General features: G+C 67.2%; 15 protein-coding genes. All 15 read right to left on the bottom strand.

Annotation, left to right across the window (positions count from 1 at the left end; all coding sequences use genetic code 11):
• Positions 1–3: 3 nt before the first annotated feature.
• On the bottom strand, positions 4–348 hold the full coding sequence (uraH, locus tag Q0071_RS09085; RefSeq protein WP_298167769.1) for a hydroxyisourate hydrolase: 345 nt from the start codon (positions 346–348) through the stop codon (positions 4–6).
• Positions 348–1,538, bottom strand: a complete 1,191-nt coding sequence (locus Q0071_RS09080; protein ID WP_298167764.1) for a urate hydroxylase PuuD — start codon at positions 1,536–1,538, stop codon at positions 348–350. Before Q0071_RS09080 ends, uraH begins: the two co-directional genes overlap by 1 nt.
• Entirely contained in the window at positions 1,535–1,975 is a 441-nt protein-coding gene (gene uraD, locus Q0071_RS09075) for a 2-oxo-4-hydroxy-4-carboxy-5-ureidoimidazoline decarboxylase (protein ID WP_298167761.1), read from the bottom strand. Before uraD ends, Q0071_RS09080 begins: the two co-directional genes overlap by 4 nt.
• Positions 1,972–2,352, bottom strand: coding sequence for an oxalurate catabolism protein HpxZ (gene hpxZ / locus Q0071_RS09070; protein ID WP_298167756.1), 381 nt, complete (start codon positions 2,350–2,352; stop codon positions 1,972–1,974). The genes uraD and hpxZ overlap by 4 nt, the downstream gene beginning before the upstream one ends.
• Positions 2,349–3,236 (bottom strand): allantoinase PuuE, encoded by an 888-nt coding sequence (puuE, locus tag Q0071_RS09065; protein WP_298167753.1) that lies wholly within the window; start codon positions 3,234–3,236, stop codon positions 2,349–2,351. Before puuE ends, hpxZ begins: the two co-directional genes overlap by 4 nt.
• Positions 3,233–4,474: an alanine--glyoxylate aminotransferase family protein gene (locus tag Q0071_RS09060; protein ID WP_298167750.1), complete on the bottom strand. Its 1,242-nt coding sequence runs from the start codon at positions 4,472–4,474 to the stop codon at positions 3,233–3,235. Before Q0071_RS09060 ends, puuE begins: the two co-directional genes overlap by 4 nt.
• A complete protein-coding gene (locus tag Q0071_RS09055) occupies positions 4,461–5,693 on the bottom strand; it encodes an allantoate amidohydrolase (protein ID WP_298167747.1) in 1,233 nt (410 codons plus the stop codon). Before Q0071_RS09055 ends, Q0071_RS09060 begins: the two co-directional genes overlap by 14 nt.
• On the bottom strand, positions 5,687–7,270 hold the full coding sequence (locus Q0071_RS09050; RefSeq protein ID WP_298167744.1) for a gamma-glutamyltransferase: 1,584 nt from the start codon (positions 7,268–7,270) through the stop codon (positions 5,687–5,689). Before Q0071_RS09050 ends, Q0071_RS09055 begins: the two co-directional genes overlap by 7 nt.
• The gene (locus Q0071_RS09045; RefSeq protein ID WP_298167741.1) at positions 7,270–8,196 is read right to left on the bottom strand and encodes a 5'-methylthioadenosine/S-adenosylhomocysteine nucleosidase; all 927 of its coding nucleotides are present in this window, start codon (positions 8,194–8,196) and stop codon (positions 7,270–7,272) included. Before Q0071_RS09045 ends, Q0071_RS09050 begins: the two co-directional genes overlap by 1 nt.
• A complete protein-coding gene (locus tag Q0071_RS09040) occupies positions 8,193–9,539 on the bottom strand; it encodes an NCS2 family permease (RefSeq protein WP_298167738.1) in 1,347 nt (448 codons plus the stop codon). Before Q0071_RS09040 ends, Q0071_RS09045 begins: the two co-directional genes overlap by 4 nt.
• Entirely contained in the window at positions 9,536–10,870 is a 1,335-nt protein-coding gene (locus Q0071_RS09035; protein ID WP_298167735.1) for an AtzE family amidohydrolase, read from the bottom strand. The genes Q0071_RS09040 and Q0071_RS09035 overlap by 4 nt, the downstream gene beginning before the upstream one ends.
• A complete protein-coding gene (locus Q0071_RS09030) occupies positions 10,867–12,021 on the bottom strand; it encodes a bile acid:sodium symporter family protein (protein ID WP_298167732.1) in 1,155 nt (384 codons plus the stop codon). The genes Q0071_RS09035 and Q0071_RS09030 overlap by 4 nt, the downstream gene beginning before the upstream one ends.
• A gap of 92 nt (positions 12,022–12,113) precedes the next feature.
• On the bottom strand, positions 12,114–13,517 hold the full coding sequence (locus Q0071_RS09025) for a nucleobase:cation symporter-2 family protein (protein ID WP_298167729.1): 1,404 nt from the start codon (positions 13,515–13,517) through the stop codon (positions 12,114–12,116).
• A 13-nt stretch (positions 13,518–13,530) separates the two neighbouring features.
• Positions 13,531–14,892: an 8-oxoguanine deaminase gene (locus tag Q0071_RS09020; protein ID WP_298167726.1), complete on the bottom strand. Its 1,362-nt coding sequence runs from the start codon at positions 14,890–14,892 to the stop codon at positions 13,531–13,533.
• Between the two features lie 10 nt (positions 14,893–14,902).
• Positions 14,903–16,027 carry a purine nucleoside permease gene (locus Q0071_RS09015; protein ID WP_298167723.1) on the bottom strand — a complete coding sequence of 375 codons (1,125 nt, stop codon included), beginning with the start codon at positions 16,025–16,027 and terminating at the stop codon, positions 14,903–14,905.
• Positions 16,028–16,041 lie beyond the last annotated feature (14 nt).

Genomic DNA, 16,041 nt, shown 5'->3' with positions numbered 1-16,041 from the left:
TGCTCAACTCCCCCGATAGGTCGAATAGGCAAACGGCGAGACGAGCAGCGGCACATGGTAGTGCCCCCCCCCTGACTCTGGAGTGTCTGACACCCCGAACGCGATCCGCACATCGCCCAGAAACGGCGGATCAGGCAGCACCGCGCCCTCGGCCGAGAAATACTCCGCCACCGCAAACGTCAGCGCATAGCGCCCCGGCACCAGCTCAGGCAGGCCGGGACAGCGCCCGTCTGCATTGGTCTCACCCGCAAACAGCTCCTCGCCGCCCGCGTCCTCCAGCCACAACTGCATCCCCGCGGCGGGCTTGCCCTGCATCGTATCCAGCACATGCGTTGAAAGCGTCGCCATCACGGTGCTCCTGCCTCGATCCAGCGGCCCAGCGTCTCGCGCTCGGCCTTGGTCATCCCGGTCGTGTTGCCCAGCGGCATGATCTCGGCATCGACCGCCACTTTCTTCACCCGCGCCGCAAACATCCGCGCATGCGCATGATTATCGAGCATCACGCCCAGCGGCGGCGCGGTGACGAGATCGCTGGTCGGTTTCTCGGCATGGCAGGTCGTGCAGTGCTTGGCGAAGATCGGCTGTACGCTCGCCCAATCCGCCGACCCGGCCGCCGCGCTTGCCGCGCGCGCGGGCAAAGTCGCCTTCTCGGCGGAAACATAGGTCACGCTCACCAGCGCCAGCACAGCCACCACCGCCATCGCGCGGCCCATTGGCTGGCCCCGATGCCGCAAATTGAACACATGCCGCACCGCCACGCCCGTCAGCCCCAGCAGCGCCAGCACCAGCCAGGGCCGCGCGGCGCCGAAGGTCATCGCGTAGTGGTGGCTGATCATCACGAACAGCACCGGCAGTGTCATGTAGTTGTTGTGCAGCGAACGGCTCTTCGCCGCCTTGCCCAGCGCCGGATCGGGCACTTCCCCCGCTACCAGCGCCGCCACCACCTTGCGCTGGTTCGGGATGATCACGAAGAACACGTTGCCGACCATCGCCGTGCCGATGATCGCCCCCACATGCAAATAGGCCCCGCGCGCGCTGAAGATCTGGCACAGCCCCCAGGCCGCCGCGACCAGCACGGCATACCAGGCCGCACCCAGCATCCGATCATCGCGCCCCAGCGGTGAACGGCACAAGCCATCATAGACGAGCCAGCCGGCAACCAACGCCGCCGCCCCAATCCCGGAGGCCTGCATCGGGGTCAGCGCCGCCTTGGCCGGATCGATCAGAAAGCTCGCCGCGCCGACCCAGTAGACCAGCGCCAGCAGCAGGAAGCCCGTCACCCAAGTGGTATAGGCCTCCCATTTGAACCAGTGCAGGTCCTCGGGCATCTGGCTCGGCGCGACCTGATACTTCTGCTTGTGGTAAAACCCGCCGCCGTGGACCGACCACACCTCGCCCGAAGCCTCGCCTGATTTCGGCGGCACCAGATGGTTGTCAAGCCACACGAAATAGAACGAGGAGCCAATCCACGCGATGCCTGCGGTCAGATGGAACCAGCGGATCGCCAGGTTGAGCCATTCCGCCCAGTCGATGCTCATCGCGCATCCTCCAGCCGGAGCCGCACGATCTCGCCGATCTGCGCAATCGCCGTGGCAATCTCGGTATCCGGATCATGCGCCAGCCGCGCCTCCATCGCCGCGAGAATGCCCGCCTTGTCGGTCAGCCGCACACAGATGATGAAGGGAAAACCGAAGCGCTCGCGGTATGCCGCGTTGAGCGCATGGAACCGCGCAAACTCTTCTGCGCTCAGCCGATCAAGCCCTGCGCTGGCCTGCTCCGCCGCCGATGCCTCGGTCAGCGTCCGGTCAATCGCCGCCTTGCCCGCCAATTCCGGATGCGCACGGATCAGCGCTAGTTGCTCCTCAGGGCTCGCCGCATGGACCACCGCCATAAGGTCCGCATAGCGATCCCCGCTCGAAGGCGCCGCATCCGCTCGTGCCTCGATCCACGGGCTATGCTCGAACAGCGCGGTCACGAGCTCGCTCCTTCGAGGCTCACGTGAGCAGAAACGACCTTCCAGCCATCCGCAAACTTCACCCAGCTCTGGCTCTGCCGCCCGCGCCGCTCGCTGCCTTCGCGGAAAAACTCGGCATCCGCCGTGGCGAAACCATCGCCGTAAACGGTAATCGCAACGTGCCCAAACCGCCGCTGCGGCGAACCGCCGCGCCCTTTGCGAAATTCACGGATCGCCTCGATGCCCCACAGCACCTCACCCACGCCGAAGCGGTTGGTCGTAGGCGCATCGTGAAAAAGCGCGTCCATTGCGGGCAGATCGTCCGCCATCAACGCACGCTCGTATTCGTGGAACGCGGCCGTCACTTCGGCCAGCAGCGCGGGATCGTTCACCCTCATGCGGGATGCTCCGCCAGCCAGTGCCGAGCGATTTCCACGCGCCGGGCGATCCACGCGTCCCCGCTCCCCAGCACATGATCGACAAACCGCGCCACCGCCCGCGCCCGCCCCGGACGGCCAGCAATCCGGCCATGGAGGCCCACGGACATCATCCGCCCGCCTTCCTCGCGCAGCTGCTCAAAGGTATCGTGCAAGTACCTGAAAAATTGCTCGCCCTCGGTAAAGCCATTGAGCGACACGATCTTCATATCGTTGGCATCAAGCGAATAGGGCACGATCAGCTGCGGCTTGCCATGGCGCCGGTCCCAGTAGGGCAGATCATCGGCATAGCTGTCCGCGTCATAGAGAAAGCCACCTTCCTCAGCCACGAGCCGCGCCGTATTGGGCGACGTCCGCCCCTGATACCACCCCAGCGGCCGCGCCCCGGTCAGCTCGGTATGCAATGCAATCGCCTTGGCGATATGCTCGCGCTCAACCGCTTCGGGCACATACTGGTAATCGATCCAGCGATAGCCGTGGCTTGCCACTTCCCAATCGGCCTTGAGCATCGCCTCGACCGCCGCCGGATTGGCGGCCATCGCCGCCGCCACGCCGAACACCGTCACCGGCACACCCCGCTCAGTGAATAGCCGGTGCAGCCGCCAGAACCCGGCGCGGCTCCCGTATTCGTAGAGGCTCTCCATCGCCATCGCCCGCGCCGGATGGCTCGCCGCGCCCACCATGTCCGAAAGGAACGCTTCCGAACCCTTGTCGCCATTGAGGACCGAGTTTTCCGCGCCCTCCTCGTAGTTGATCACGAACTGCACGGCCACGCGCGCGCCACCCGGCCAGCGGGCCTCGGGCAGCGATGCGCCATAGCCGACCAGATCGCGCGGGCTCGTCATGCCGCTTCCCACGCTGCCAGCGCCACCGGCACCGCCGCGCCAAGCGGAACCGCATGCCCCGCCGCCGTCAGACAAGCCTCCAGCGCGCCCAGCGTCAGCAGCACCTTGTGCTTCATCGCGTTGTAACCCATCGCGCCCAGCCGCCAGATCTTGCCTTGCAGCGGCCCAAAGGCGGTGCCGATCTCGATCTCGAAGTGCGCGCGCATCGCGGTGCGGATCGTCTCGCCGTCCACGCCTTCGGGGATGTACACGCCCGTCACGTTGGTCATCCGGTGCGCGTCATCGCCAAACACCGTGAGCCCCATCGCCCGCACGCCCGCCGTCATCGCCGCACCTGCCTTGCGGTGCCGGGCAAAGCGCATGTCCAGCCCCTCACCCAGCGCCACCCGCGCACATTCGCGCGCGGCATAGAGCATCGAGGTCGCCTCGGTATGGTGGTTGAGCCGCTTCTCCGACCAGTAATCCATGATCATCGCAAGATCGAAGTAGTTGGAGGGAATGCGCGGGCCCACGCCATCGCTTATATCCGCGCGGCGGATGCCCTGCTCGACATGCCTCCGCGCAAAGATGCGCTCCGCCGCCCGGTCCGAAATTGTGATCGGCGCGCTGCCCGAAGGCCCGCCAAGGCACTTCTGCAGGCCCGCGGTCACCACATCGACACCCCACCGGTCCGCCGCGATCTCCATCCCGCCCAAGGTCGCGCAGGCATCGACATAGGCATACGCGCCTGCCGCTTTGCACAGCGCCCCCAGCCCTTCGAGGGGCTGCGCCATCGTCGTCGAAGTATCGCCGTGCACCGTCGCCACCACTTTGGGACCATGGCGCTCGATCGCCTCGGCTATCGCCTCCATCGGCACGACCTCACCCCAGGGCGCGCTCACCGTCTCGATCCTCGCGCCGATGCGCCCAAGAATCTCCGTCAGCAGCAGGCCGAAGCGCCCGAAATTGACCACCAGCACGGTATCACCCGGCTCCACGAGGCTCACCAGCGAAGCCTCGATTGCCGCGCGTGCGGTGCCGTCGATCAGCATGGTCCACTGGTTCTGCGTGCCGAACACCGGGCGATAAAGCGCCATGACCTGGTTCATGAACCCGGTCATTTCCGGATCGAACTGGCCGAGCAGGTCCGCCGCCATCGCGCGAAGCACGCGCGGGTGGGCATTGACCGGCCCCGGCCCCATCAGCAGACGCTGCGGCGGATCGATCTCGCCGAACAGGGTGGGATCAAGCGGGTTCAAGTTTCGCTCCCAATCTCTTGATAAAGCCGGACATGACCGCCAGCGCCGCTTCGGCATCCGCAGGCTCGACATATTCGGCCGGGTTGTGGCTCACGCCGCCGCGGCAGCGCAGAAACAGCATGGCGGTGGGGCAGAGCGCGGCCATGATCATGGCATCGTGCCCTGCGCCCGAAACGAGGCGGAAGGGCCTCTGCCCCGCCGCCACGGTGGCTTCTTCAAGCAGGTCCATCAGCGCCGGATCACAGGGGCTTGCTGGCAAGTCATGCACCTGCCGCACTGAAAGGCCGAGGTCGCGCCGTTCGGCAATGTCACGGAACCGGCGCAGAACCTCATCGGCTGCCCGGTCGCGCACGCCCGCATCGCCAGCGCGCACATCGAGCGTGAACCGGCTGCGCCCCGCAATCACATTGGCCGCGCCCGAAGGCACCTCGACCACGCCCACCGTAGCGACAAGATCGGGCGGCCCGGCCGTCGCCACAGCTTCGGCGGCCAGCACCATCTCGGCCATCCCCGCCACCGCATCGCGGCGCAGGCCCATTGCGGTCGTCCCGGCATGGCCGGCAGTCCCCGAAAGCCCGATCTCGAAGCGCAGCTGCGCCGCAATCCCGGTCACCGTGCCCAGCGCCAGCCCTTCGGCCTCCAGCACCGGCCCCTGCTCGATATGCGCTTCCAGATAGGCCAGCACCTCACCCGGCGCGCGCGCCGCCGAAGGATAAGCCGCCAGATCAACGAGATCGCCCAGCCGCACCCCGTCGCGGTCCGTCACATCCAGCGCCGCCGGATCGAGCGTGCCCGCCACCGCGCGGCTGGTCAGCATCGCGGCGGGAAAGCGGCTGCCTTCCTCGTCGCCGAATGCATAGATTTCGACCGCAAAGGGCAGTTGCGTACCGCTTGAGGAAAGCGCAGCAACTGTCTCAATTCCCAGCATGATCCCGAGCGGCCCGTCATAAGCCCCGGCATTGCGAACGCTGTCGATATGGCTGCCGATCACCAGCGCCGGAGCATGCGCCACGCGCCCTTCATAGCGCCCGATCAGGTTCGCGGCCGAATCGCGGCGGACCGTCATGCCCGCCTCCGCCATCCATTCGGCCAGCTTCTCCTGCGTCGCTCCGTAGGCGGGCGAAAGATACGTGCGCGTCAACCCCTCGGCGCTGTCGCTGAACGGCGGCAGCGCCAGCGCATCACAGCGCGCGACTGCTCTGGCGCCGCCGGTTACCATGCTGCCACTGCGCCATTGCTGCGCGGATCGGTCGCCCCATCGAACCGCCCGTCCGCATGGCGCACAATCGCCCCGGCGTGGCCCATCGTCGCTGTCAGCGGCCCGACGCGCTCAACCGCATGCCCCGCCGCTTCCAACGCCGCGTAGAGGTCCGGCGCAAAGCCATCCTCCAGCTTGAGCGTGGTCGATTGATCCCCCCATGTCCGCCCCAGCAGCCAGCGCGGCGCGCTAATCGCCGCCTGCAAGTCCACCCCGAACCGGGCGTAGCGGGTGAACAGTGCCGCCTGCGTCTGCGGCTGCCCCTCGCCGCCCATCGTGCCATAGGCCATTACCCGCCCGTCATCGAAACGCGCGAGCGCCGGATTGAGCGTGTGGAAGGGCTTGCGATAGGGTTTCAGCGCATTCCAGCCATGTTCCGCGAGCCGGAAGCTGCTCCCCCGGTTCTGCCAGGTGATCCCCGTCCTCGGCAGCACGAGCCCCGAACCGAACTCGAAATAGGTCGACTGGATCGCGCTGACCACGCGTCCCTCGCCGTCCGCCGCGCCGAACCAGCAGGTATCCCCCCACTGCGGCGGCTGCGGCCAGGCCAGCGCCCCCGCCGGATCGATCTTCGCCGCCAGCGCATCGAGCGCCGCCGCATCATCCAGCAGCCCCTGAAAATCGAACCCGGTAAAGGCCGGATCGCCCACGTGCCGATCGCGCAGCAGGAATGCCTGCTTCGTCACCTCGACCAGCCCATGGACATGGTCAAATCCGTCCGCCGCGCTGGCTTCCAACCGATCGAACAGCGCCAGAATCAGGAGCGAGGCAAAGCCCTGCGTCGGCGGCGCGCTGTTCCACAGCTGCGCATCCCTGATCCGCGTCGTCAGCGGCTCGGCCCGCGTTGCCGCATGGGCTGCCAGATCGGCTGCTGAAACCGGGCTGCCCAGTGCCTCCAGATCCGCCGCAATGTCCTCTGCCAACGGGCCGCTGTAGAAGCTTTCCAGCCCCTCCTCGCATAGCCGCCGCAAGGTTTCCGCCAGCACCGGCTGGCGCAGCACATCGCCTGCCTGCAAGGGCCGCCCTTCCGGCTCGAAGGTCGCCGCATAGGCCCCCGGCTGCGCGCGCAGTTCCGGCCCCTTGGCAGCAGCAATCGCCGCCTGCCCCGCCGTCACCGCCACGCCCGCCTCGGCATGGGTAATGGCATCGCGCAGCAGCCGCTCCATCGGCAGCGAACCGCCTGCACTCGCCAGCGCCGTCGCCCAGCCGGAAATCGTCCCCGCCACCGTATTCGCAGCCAACGGACCGCGAAACGGCACCGCCTCCAGCCCGGCATACATCTCGAGCGAAACCGCCCCCGCCGCGCCGCCGCAGCCATGGATACCATGCACCGCGCCGTCCGGCTCGTGGATCACCCAGAAGCCATCCCCGCCGATCCCGGTCATGTGCGGATAGACCACCGCCAGGCACGCCGCGACCGCAACGGTCGCTTCCACCGCATTGCCGCCATCCTGCAGCACGGCCAGCCCCGCCTCCGCCGCCAGCCAATGCGGCGCGGTGACAATGCCCTCACGACCTGAGACGGTTGTCAGCACCATCAATCTGCCAGTGCTGCGACAAATGCCCGCACGACATGCGCCGAATTGGCCGAGGCGAGATGCTCGAAGGTGTACTCCATGTTCTTGTGCTGGTCCCCGCCCGCAAGGTCGGAGAGGCTGCGGAACACGATGGCCGGCACGCCGTTGCTCATCGCCACCTGCATCACCGCTGCGCTTTCCATATCGAGCACCCGCGCTTTCCACGCGCGCTGGAGGTAGATGCGGAACGCGGCATTGTCGGCATAGATTCCCGCCGTCACCCCCGTCCCACCGACCTGAATCTTGGGCATGCGCGGCAGGCACAGCGCCGAGCCGGGGCGCATCTTGTCAGATGGCGGCACGCAGCGCTCCAGCGTGACCGTGGTCACCACCTTCTTCGCTAGGGCGAGCAGTTCGGCATCCACCGGAATTCGGTAGACGCGGCTCATCTTCGCGTCCTTGCTGGTGATCAGCGTCCCGCGCGGGAAGATGAAGTTCCAGTTCGCAGGCGATTCCGGGTGGCCTTCATCGGGCGGCATCCAGCCCTTCTTGGTCTTGCGCGCAAAAGACCCTTCGAGATATTGCCCCCAGTTCTCCGGCACCACCACATCGCCGATGGACAGCGCCGGATCGACTCCGCCCGCTATCCCCGAAAACACGATCCGCTTCACATTGAACCGGTCGAGCACGATTTGCGTGCTCATCGCCGCGTTCACCACGCTGACCCCGCTCTGCATCAGCACGACCGGCTTGCCTTCCAGCGTGCCGGTCAGGAAAGTGCTGCCGTTAATCGTGTGCTCCTTGGCATCCTTGATCGTGGGCACGAGCGAATGCCACTCGGGATAAAACGCCGTCATCACCACTGTGCGCGGGGTGTCATCCAGCTTCTGGGCAAAAGCGGGCGCCGCCAGCAGCGTGGCGAAAACCAGAAGAATCAGACGGATCATGCTGCAGCCATCCAGACAAAGCGCGCCACGAACAGCGCGGCGAGCGTGTAGAGAAACCAGTCCTTCGTGCTCGCCTGCCCCTTGAGCAGCTTGAGCAAGGCATGCGCGGTGATGCCGAAGGCGAGGCCATTGGCGATCGAGAACGTCAGCGGGATCATCGCCACCGTGAGGAACGCCGGGATCGCCGCCATCGGGTCCTCCCAGTCCACCTCGGTCAGCGGCAGCAGCATCAGCCCGCCGACCACGACGAGCGCGGGCGCGGTCGCCGCCAGCGGCACGAGCTGCGCATAAGGCGCAACGAACATGGTCGCGAAGAACAAAAGCCCGCAGACCACCGCCGTGAGCCCCGTGCGCCCGCCCGCCTGCACGCCCGCCGCGCTCTCGACATAGCTGGTGACGGTCGAAGTGCCCGCCACTGCGCCCACCATGGTCGCCACGGCATCGGTCATCAGTATGCGGTTCAAACCCGGGATCTTCCCCGCCGCATCCATCAGCCCCGCGCGCTTGGTCACCGCCACCAAGGTGCCGATGTTGTCGAACAGATCGACGAAGAGGAACACGAAGAGGATCTCGAGCAGCCCCAGCCCTGCCTTGCCCGAAAGTCCAAACACGCCCGGAATGTCGAGCTTGAACGCGGTGCCCGTCAGCGCCGCAAGGCTATAGGGTTCGGTCGGCGCATGGACCTGCCCCATGACCCAGCCCGCCAGCGTCGTCAGCACGATTCCGATCAGCATGGCGGCGCGCACGTTCCACACGCTCAGCGTGCCGATGATGACAAGGCCGAACAGCGCCAGCGCCGGCCCCGGCTGCGTCACGCTGCCCAGCGCCACGAAGGTCGCCGGATTGGCGACAACGATGCCCGCATCCTTCAGCCCGATAAAGCCGATGAACAGGCCGATGCCGCCCGCCACCGCCGCAAACAGATGCTGCGGGATCACCGAGACGATCAGCTGCCGCACCCCCGTCAGCGTGAGGATCAGGAACGCCACGCCCGAAATGAACACGCAGCCCAGCGCGATGGGCCAGGGCACGCCCATCTGCTGCACCACGGTGAAACTGAAATAGGCGTTGAGCCCCATGCCCGGCGCCAGCGCCAGCGGCGTGTTCGCCACCATGCCCATCAGGATCGAGGCAAAAGCTGCGGCAAAGCACGTCGCCGCCGCCACCGAAGCCACCGGCAGCCCCGCCTGCCCCAGGATCGCCGGATTGACGAGCACGATATAGGCCATGGTGAGAAACGTGGTGAAGCCCGCCAGCACTTCAGTGCGCACATCGGTGCCGCGCGCACTCAGCTGGAACTGGCGCTCGAGCATCCCCTGCTCGGCTGCCACTGCATCGCTCATGTCATTTCCCCCGCAAATGCGCTTTCCGGCATGGTCACGCCGGTCAAATCCCTGTCTTCAAGCTCTGCCGCCAGCCGCAGCAGCGCGCCCTCGCCGCCCCGCTTGCCGATCAATTGCAGCCCGAGCGGCAGCTTCCCGGGTCGCTTCAGCGGCACCGCCAGCACCGGCAGCGCGGTGAAGGTTATCGGCTGCGTATGGATGCCAAGGTTCGCCCGCGCCGGGCTCGGTTCGCCATCGATCAGGATCACCGGATCGTCAGTGAGCGGCGCAGCGCAGGGCGCGGATGGCGCCAGCAGAACATCGTAGCTTGCAGCAAGCGCCTCGATCCGCGTGACATATTCGGCGCGGAACGCCAGCGCTCGTTCGTAAAGCGCATAGGGCAGCAAGGCTCCCGCGATCAGCCGGTCGCGCACCGCGGGATCGTATGTAAACGGATCGGCGGCCAGCGCATCCCGGTGCAGCCGCCCGCCCTCAAAAGCCGTGATGACAAAGGCCGCGCTGCGCGCCCGCGCCACATCGGGCAATTCGATCAATGGCGCGTCCGGTGCAATCGCATCGATGGCGGCGAGCTGCACCGGATCGGCATTCTCACGAAACCGCCCGCCCAGCCGCGCGATCCTCGGTGCCGTGGCAGACGGCGAAACCGCACTGCCCCGCAGCGCCGCCCAGACTAGCGCCAAGTCCTCAAGGCTCGCGGCAAATGGCCCGATCTCGTCAAAGCTCTCGGCAAACGGGAACGTCCCCTCAAGCGGCAGATCACCCCGCGCGGGCCTCAGGCCATAGAGCCCGCAGAGGCTGGCGGGCACGCGCACCGATCCATTGGTGTCCGATCCCAGCGCCAGCGGAACCAGCCCCGCCGCCACCGCGGCCGCCGATCCGCCCGAGGAGCCGCCAGCCAGCCGCGCCGGATCATGCGGATTGCGCGTGGTGCCATAGTCCGCGTTCACCGTGGCAAAGCCATAGGCAAAGGCATCCATGTTGAGCGTCGCACACAGCACCGCGCCTGCTGCGTTCAGCCTGCGGATCGCCTCGGCATCCGCGCTCGCCGCAGGGCCTTTGGCGCGCGCCGCAGAGCCCGCCGTCGTCGGCAGGCCCGCCACGTCGAACAAGTCCTTCACCGCAAAGGGCACGCCGGCCAGCGGCCCCGGATCCTCGCCGCGCGCGATCCGGGCATCGACCGCCGCCGCCTCACCCATGGCGCGCTCGGCCAGCACCCGCGTCACTGCGACATGCCGGTCCGCTTTCAGGGCATCGAGCGCGAGCGAAGTTACCGATACCGCGCTTTCGCGCCCCGCGCGCACGGCGGCAGCAATGTCGCTTGCCGTCCTCACGCTCCGCCCTCGCCCAGCGCAACGCGCGCATGCTGCGTCAGCAAGGCGAGGTTGCTGCTAACCCCCGCGCGGCACTCCTCCGGCACCGGCAGGCCGATCTCCCCTGCACGCGCCAACATCGCCGCCTCGTCCTGTGGCGGCAGCACTGCGGCCGCCGCGGCGGCGGCTAGGGCCTCGCCCTCACGCCGCCAGCGCCCCGCCAGCCAGGCGCAGACGAAGAGCTGCAACTGATGGAACACCATCAGCGGCAAAATCACGATGCCGACTTGCGCCGGGGCAAACAGCGCGCCCGCCATCGGTACGCCCGAAACAAGGCTCTTCTTGGAACCGCAAAACAGCAGCACGATGGTATCCTCGCGGCTGAAGCCTGCTGCACGCGCAACCACACCGTTCACCGCGATCACGATGGCCAGCATCGCCGCCGAGGCGGCCAGCAGCACCGCCAGATCAAACAGCCCGACGCGGAGCCACACCCCGTTGACCACCGCCGCACTGAACGCCGAATAGACCACCAGCAGCACCGAGGAACGGTCCACCGGCTGCAGCAGCTTTTTGTGCGTATCCACCCACTTGCCGATCACCGGCCGCAGCAAATGCCCCACCACAAACGGCAGCAACAGCTGCGTGGCGATCTTCTGCGCCGAACCGAGGCCGTCCATACTGCCGCCGGAGCCGCCATTCGAATGGATGAACACCGTCACCAGCAGCGGGGTCAGCACCACGCCAATCAGATTGGAGAGCGAAGCGCTGCACACCGCCGCCGCCACATTGCCGCCCGCCATCGCAGTCATCGCGATCGAGCTCTGCACGGTCGAGGGCAGCAGCGCGAGGAACAGCAGCCCCATCGCCAAAGTCGGGTCGATCAGCCGCCCCGTCACCGCCTGCGCCGCCAAGCCCAGCACTGGAAACAGCACGAACGTGAACGCCAGCGTCATCAGGTGCAGGCGCCAGTGCCCGACGCCCGCCAGCACCGCCTCGCGCGAAAGCTTGGCGCCGTGGAGGAAGAACAGCAGCACGATGGCGGCATTCGCAGCCCAGTCGAACCCCGTCAGCACCGCGCCGCGCGCCGGCAGCACGCTCGCCGCCACGACGCAGCCCACCAGCCACATCAGGAACGGATCGACCGTGGGAAGTTTGATGCGCGCTGCCATGGTGCCGCCCCTATGCCGCGCCGACCCCTACCGATCCAACGCAATGAACCGGACGGTTTGTTGCAAAAAAGAGAGCGCTCGTCACCATGTGCTCACCCCCCATCCCCGGCGAGAACTGCGCCTTGCGGCTCCTCGTCATCGGCAGTCTCTTCGGGCAGGAGCAGATTGAGCAGGATCGCCAGCACCGCCGCCGGCAGCACGCCGGAAGAGAGCAGCATCCGCGCCGTCTCGGGCAGATGCGCCAGCGCCGTCGGTTCCAGTTGCAGGCCGAGCGCAAGCGACAGGCTAACCCCGAACACCAGCATGTTGCGTTGGTTCCAGGTCACCCCCGCCAGCATCGAAAGCGCGGCCGAGGCAACCATGCCGAACATCACGATCACCCCGCCGCCCAGCACTTCGATGGGGATCGTGGTGATCACCGCGCCGATCTTCGGCACCAGTCCGCACACGATCAGGAACAGCGCGCCCAAGGTCACGACATGGCGGCTCATCATGCCGGTGATCGCGATCAGACCCACGTTCTGGCTGAAGGTCGTGTTGGGCAGCGCACCGAAGATCGCTGCGAGCGCCGTGCCCGCCCCATCCGCCGCCACCGCGCCCTTTAACTCGGCATCGGTCGCGGGCCGACCCGCCGTCCCCTCGCAGATCGCCTCGACATCGCCGATGGATTCGATCGAGGAGACAAACCCCGTCAGCACGAAGCCCAGCACCGCCGAGGCCGAAAGCGCAAAACCGAAATGGAACGGCTGCGGCACCATTACCAGCGGCGCTGCCCCCACGGCTTCGAACGAAATCCGCCCCATCGCCAGCGCCACCAGATAGCCCGCAAGCAGCCCCAGCAGCACCGATGCCGTCGACCACAGCCCGCGCGCGAAGAACTTGAGGCCCAGCGTCGCGAAAACGACAACGCCCGCCAGCAGCCAGCTGCTCCCGGCGCCAAACGCCGGTGTGCCCACTGCCGGCACACCGCCCGCCGAATACTGCACCCCGATCCGCATCAGCGAGAGCCCGATCATCAGCACCACCAGCCCGGTGATCAGCGGCGGAAGCGCAAACCGCACGCGGCCCACGAACACGCTAAGGGCCCCATGCACCAGCCCGCCGATCAACGCCGCCGTGGTCAGCTCCGCCATCGCGCCCACGCCTCGGCCCGCCACGATCGGAATCATCACCGGGATGAACGCAAAGCTCGTCCCCTGCACCAGCGGCAGCCGCGCGCCCACCGGGCCAAAGCCGACAGTCTGCATCAGGGTCGCGATCCCGGCGAACAACATGGCCATCTGGATCATGTAGATCAGCTGCGAGGGGTCCGCCGAACCGAACCCGAAGCCCGCCGCCCCCGCGACAATGATCGGCGGCGTCAGGTTCGAAACAAACATCGCCAGAACGTGCTGGATGCCCAGGGGAAGCGCGAGGGCCATGCCGGGAAAGAAATCCGGATCACGGGCCTGCGCGCGGCTGACCGAGTTGGGCAATCTTCCAGCAGAGGGGGGCACGGCGGGCAGTCTCCTAGCCGGTGGCGATAAGCCGGTCGAGCGAGCGGCGGGCTGCCGCCAGGATATGCGCGCGGGGCGTACGGACGAGGTCGCCGCCGCGCACGACCGCGCGGCCTTCCACAAACAGGTCCCGCACACCGGAAGGCGGCGCGAGGATGAGCCCGGCGACCAGATCCCACGCCCCGGTCGAGGCTACCTCGGCCATGTCCCACACCGCCACATCGCCGCGCATGCCCGGTTTCAGCTGGCCCAGATCAGGCCGCCCGAGCACCGCCGCGCCGCCGCGTGTCGCCAGCTTCAGCGCCTCGCGTGCGGCAAATGCTGTCGCGCCGTGCGTCACCCGCTGGAGCAGCATGGCCTGCCGCGCCTCGCCCAGCAGGTTCGCCGTGTCATTCGAGGCCGAGCCATCGACTCCCAGCCCCACCGGCACCCCGGCATCGACCATCGCCCGCACCGGCGCGACGCCCGAGCCCAGCCGGCAGTTCGAGCCCGGACAATGCGCCACCCCGGTCCGCGTGCGCGCAAAGAGGTCGATCTCTTTCGCATCGAGCTGCACGCAGTGCGCATGCCACACGTCAGGCCCGGTCCAGCCGAGCTCCTCGGCATATTGCCCCGGCCGGCAGCCGAACCGCTCAAGGCTGAAGGCCACGTCATCAGCATCTTCGGCGAGATGGGTGTGCAGCATCACGCCCTTGTCGCGCGCCAGCAGCGCCGCATCGCGCATCAGCTCGCGGCTCACCGAGAAAGGCGAGCACGGCGCCACGCCCACACGCACCATCGCGCCGTCCGAAGCATCGTGGAAGCGGTCGATCACGCGGATGCAGTCCGCCAGAATCGCATCCTCACGCTCGACAAGACTGTCCGGCGGCAGGCCCCCGGCGCTTTCCCCCACGCTCATGCTGCCGCGCGTCGCATGGAAGCGCACGCCGATTCCGGCGGCGGCATGGATCGTATCATCCAGCGTCACGCCATTCGGGAACAAGTACAGATGATCCGAGCTGAGCGAGCAACCCGAAAGCGCCAGCTCCGCCAGCCCCAGTTGCGTCGCGGCAAACACGTCGTCCGGCGTATACCGCGCCCAGATCGGGTAGAGCCGCTTGAGCCAGCCGAACAGCGAAGCCTCGGTTGCGCCGGGCACCGCGCGGGTCAGCGTCTGGTAGAGATGGTGGTGGGTGTTGATCAGCCCCGGCGTCACCACGCAGCCCGCCGCCTCGATAATCTCGTCGGCATGCCCGGCCAGCGGCGCCAGTTCGGCGGTCGTTCCCACCGCGAGGATAACACCATCGCGCATGGCCACCGCGCCGCCCGCAATCTCGCTCCCCGCGTCATCCATCGCCGCCACCACGGCCGCATTGCGGATCAGCGTCAGGGTCATGAGCTGCCGCTCATTTCGGCGGGCTTCTTTCGTAGCGGTCCCAGTGCCCCACGATCTCGTCGACCACCTTGCCGCCCACGATGTACAGGCTTTCCAGCGCCGCGGTCATCCCGGCATAGCCCTGATTCTCGCTGAGAAGATACGTCGCCGCATCCAGGCCCGGCGGCGGCATCGTGAAATTGCTGCCTGCGCGCAGCACCAGCACGCGGTCCCGGTCCGCCCGGCCGACCTTGGTGAGATATTCGATAGACTGGAACGTGCCCGTTTCCTCCATCGCGGAGGTGACGAATTCGCCTTTCCCGCGCGTCCAGAACCGGGTCCAGTCATTGGCCCACTGCGTCATCTTCGCGCCGTGCCAGAACGTCATCGCCGCAAGGTTGTCGCCCTTCAGCACGAACGGCGGCTTCTGCGCATTGGGATAGCCCTTGAACGCCTTGCGGGCCTCGGCAATCCGGGCATCATCGGGCAGCGCCGTGTCTTTCGTCAGCGCATAAGCCCAGTCCTGCAGCGCGGGATTGAGCTCGAACATCTCGCCGTTCACCGGATCGAGCGGGGCCTTGTCCATCGGCCCCTTGCTGTGGAGCGCAAAGTAGCCGCTCGACCAGCCTTTCGGAATTTCGCGCGCATCGATCTCGTGCGCGATATCGCCGTCGATCAGATAGCGCGCCCAGGCGGCCGAACCGACCGAGGCATCCTCCGGATCGATCCCGGCGATCCCCGCCACCAGCCAGTAGGCCTTGGAAAGGTCAAGCCGATCATCCAGCCCCAGCGCCAGCGCCGCCGTGGCCGATTTGATCGAACCCATGCCGGTCACGATGGCCAGCACGCCGGTTTCGGGATCATAGGCGAGATCGTGCCACCCTTGCGGGAACGGCAGCGTTTCGGTGAGGTGACGGCGCTCTTTCCAGAGCTGGAACTCGCCCGGCTTGTCGCCGCTATCCGCGCCGATCTCGAACATGGTGACGACCACCACCCGCACCGGCAGTTTGGCCGCGCAGGGCCGCGCCGGGGCGCAAGCCTTGACCGCAGCCAGCGTCGCGGCATCGGCCACTGGCGCGGCAGAAACAGCGGCCGGTGCCAGCAAGGCGGCGGCAAGGAACGCAAGTCGCGCGAGCAGGCGCATGGGTTCGATCACCCTGAAATCATGTC

Source organism: Novosphingobium sp. (assembly GCF_027486195.1).
GTDB lineage: Bacteria > Pseudomonadota > Alphaproteobacteria > Sphingomonadales > Sphingomonadaceae > Novosphingobium.
Note: the sequence above shows the minus strand (reverse complement) of the source record. Positions and strands in the feature narration are given on the sequence as shown.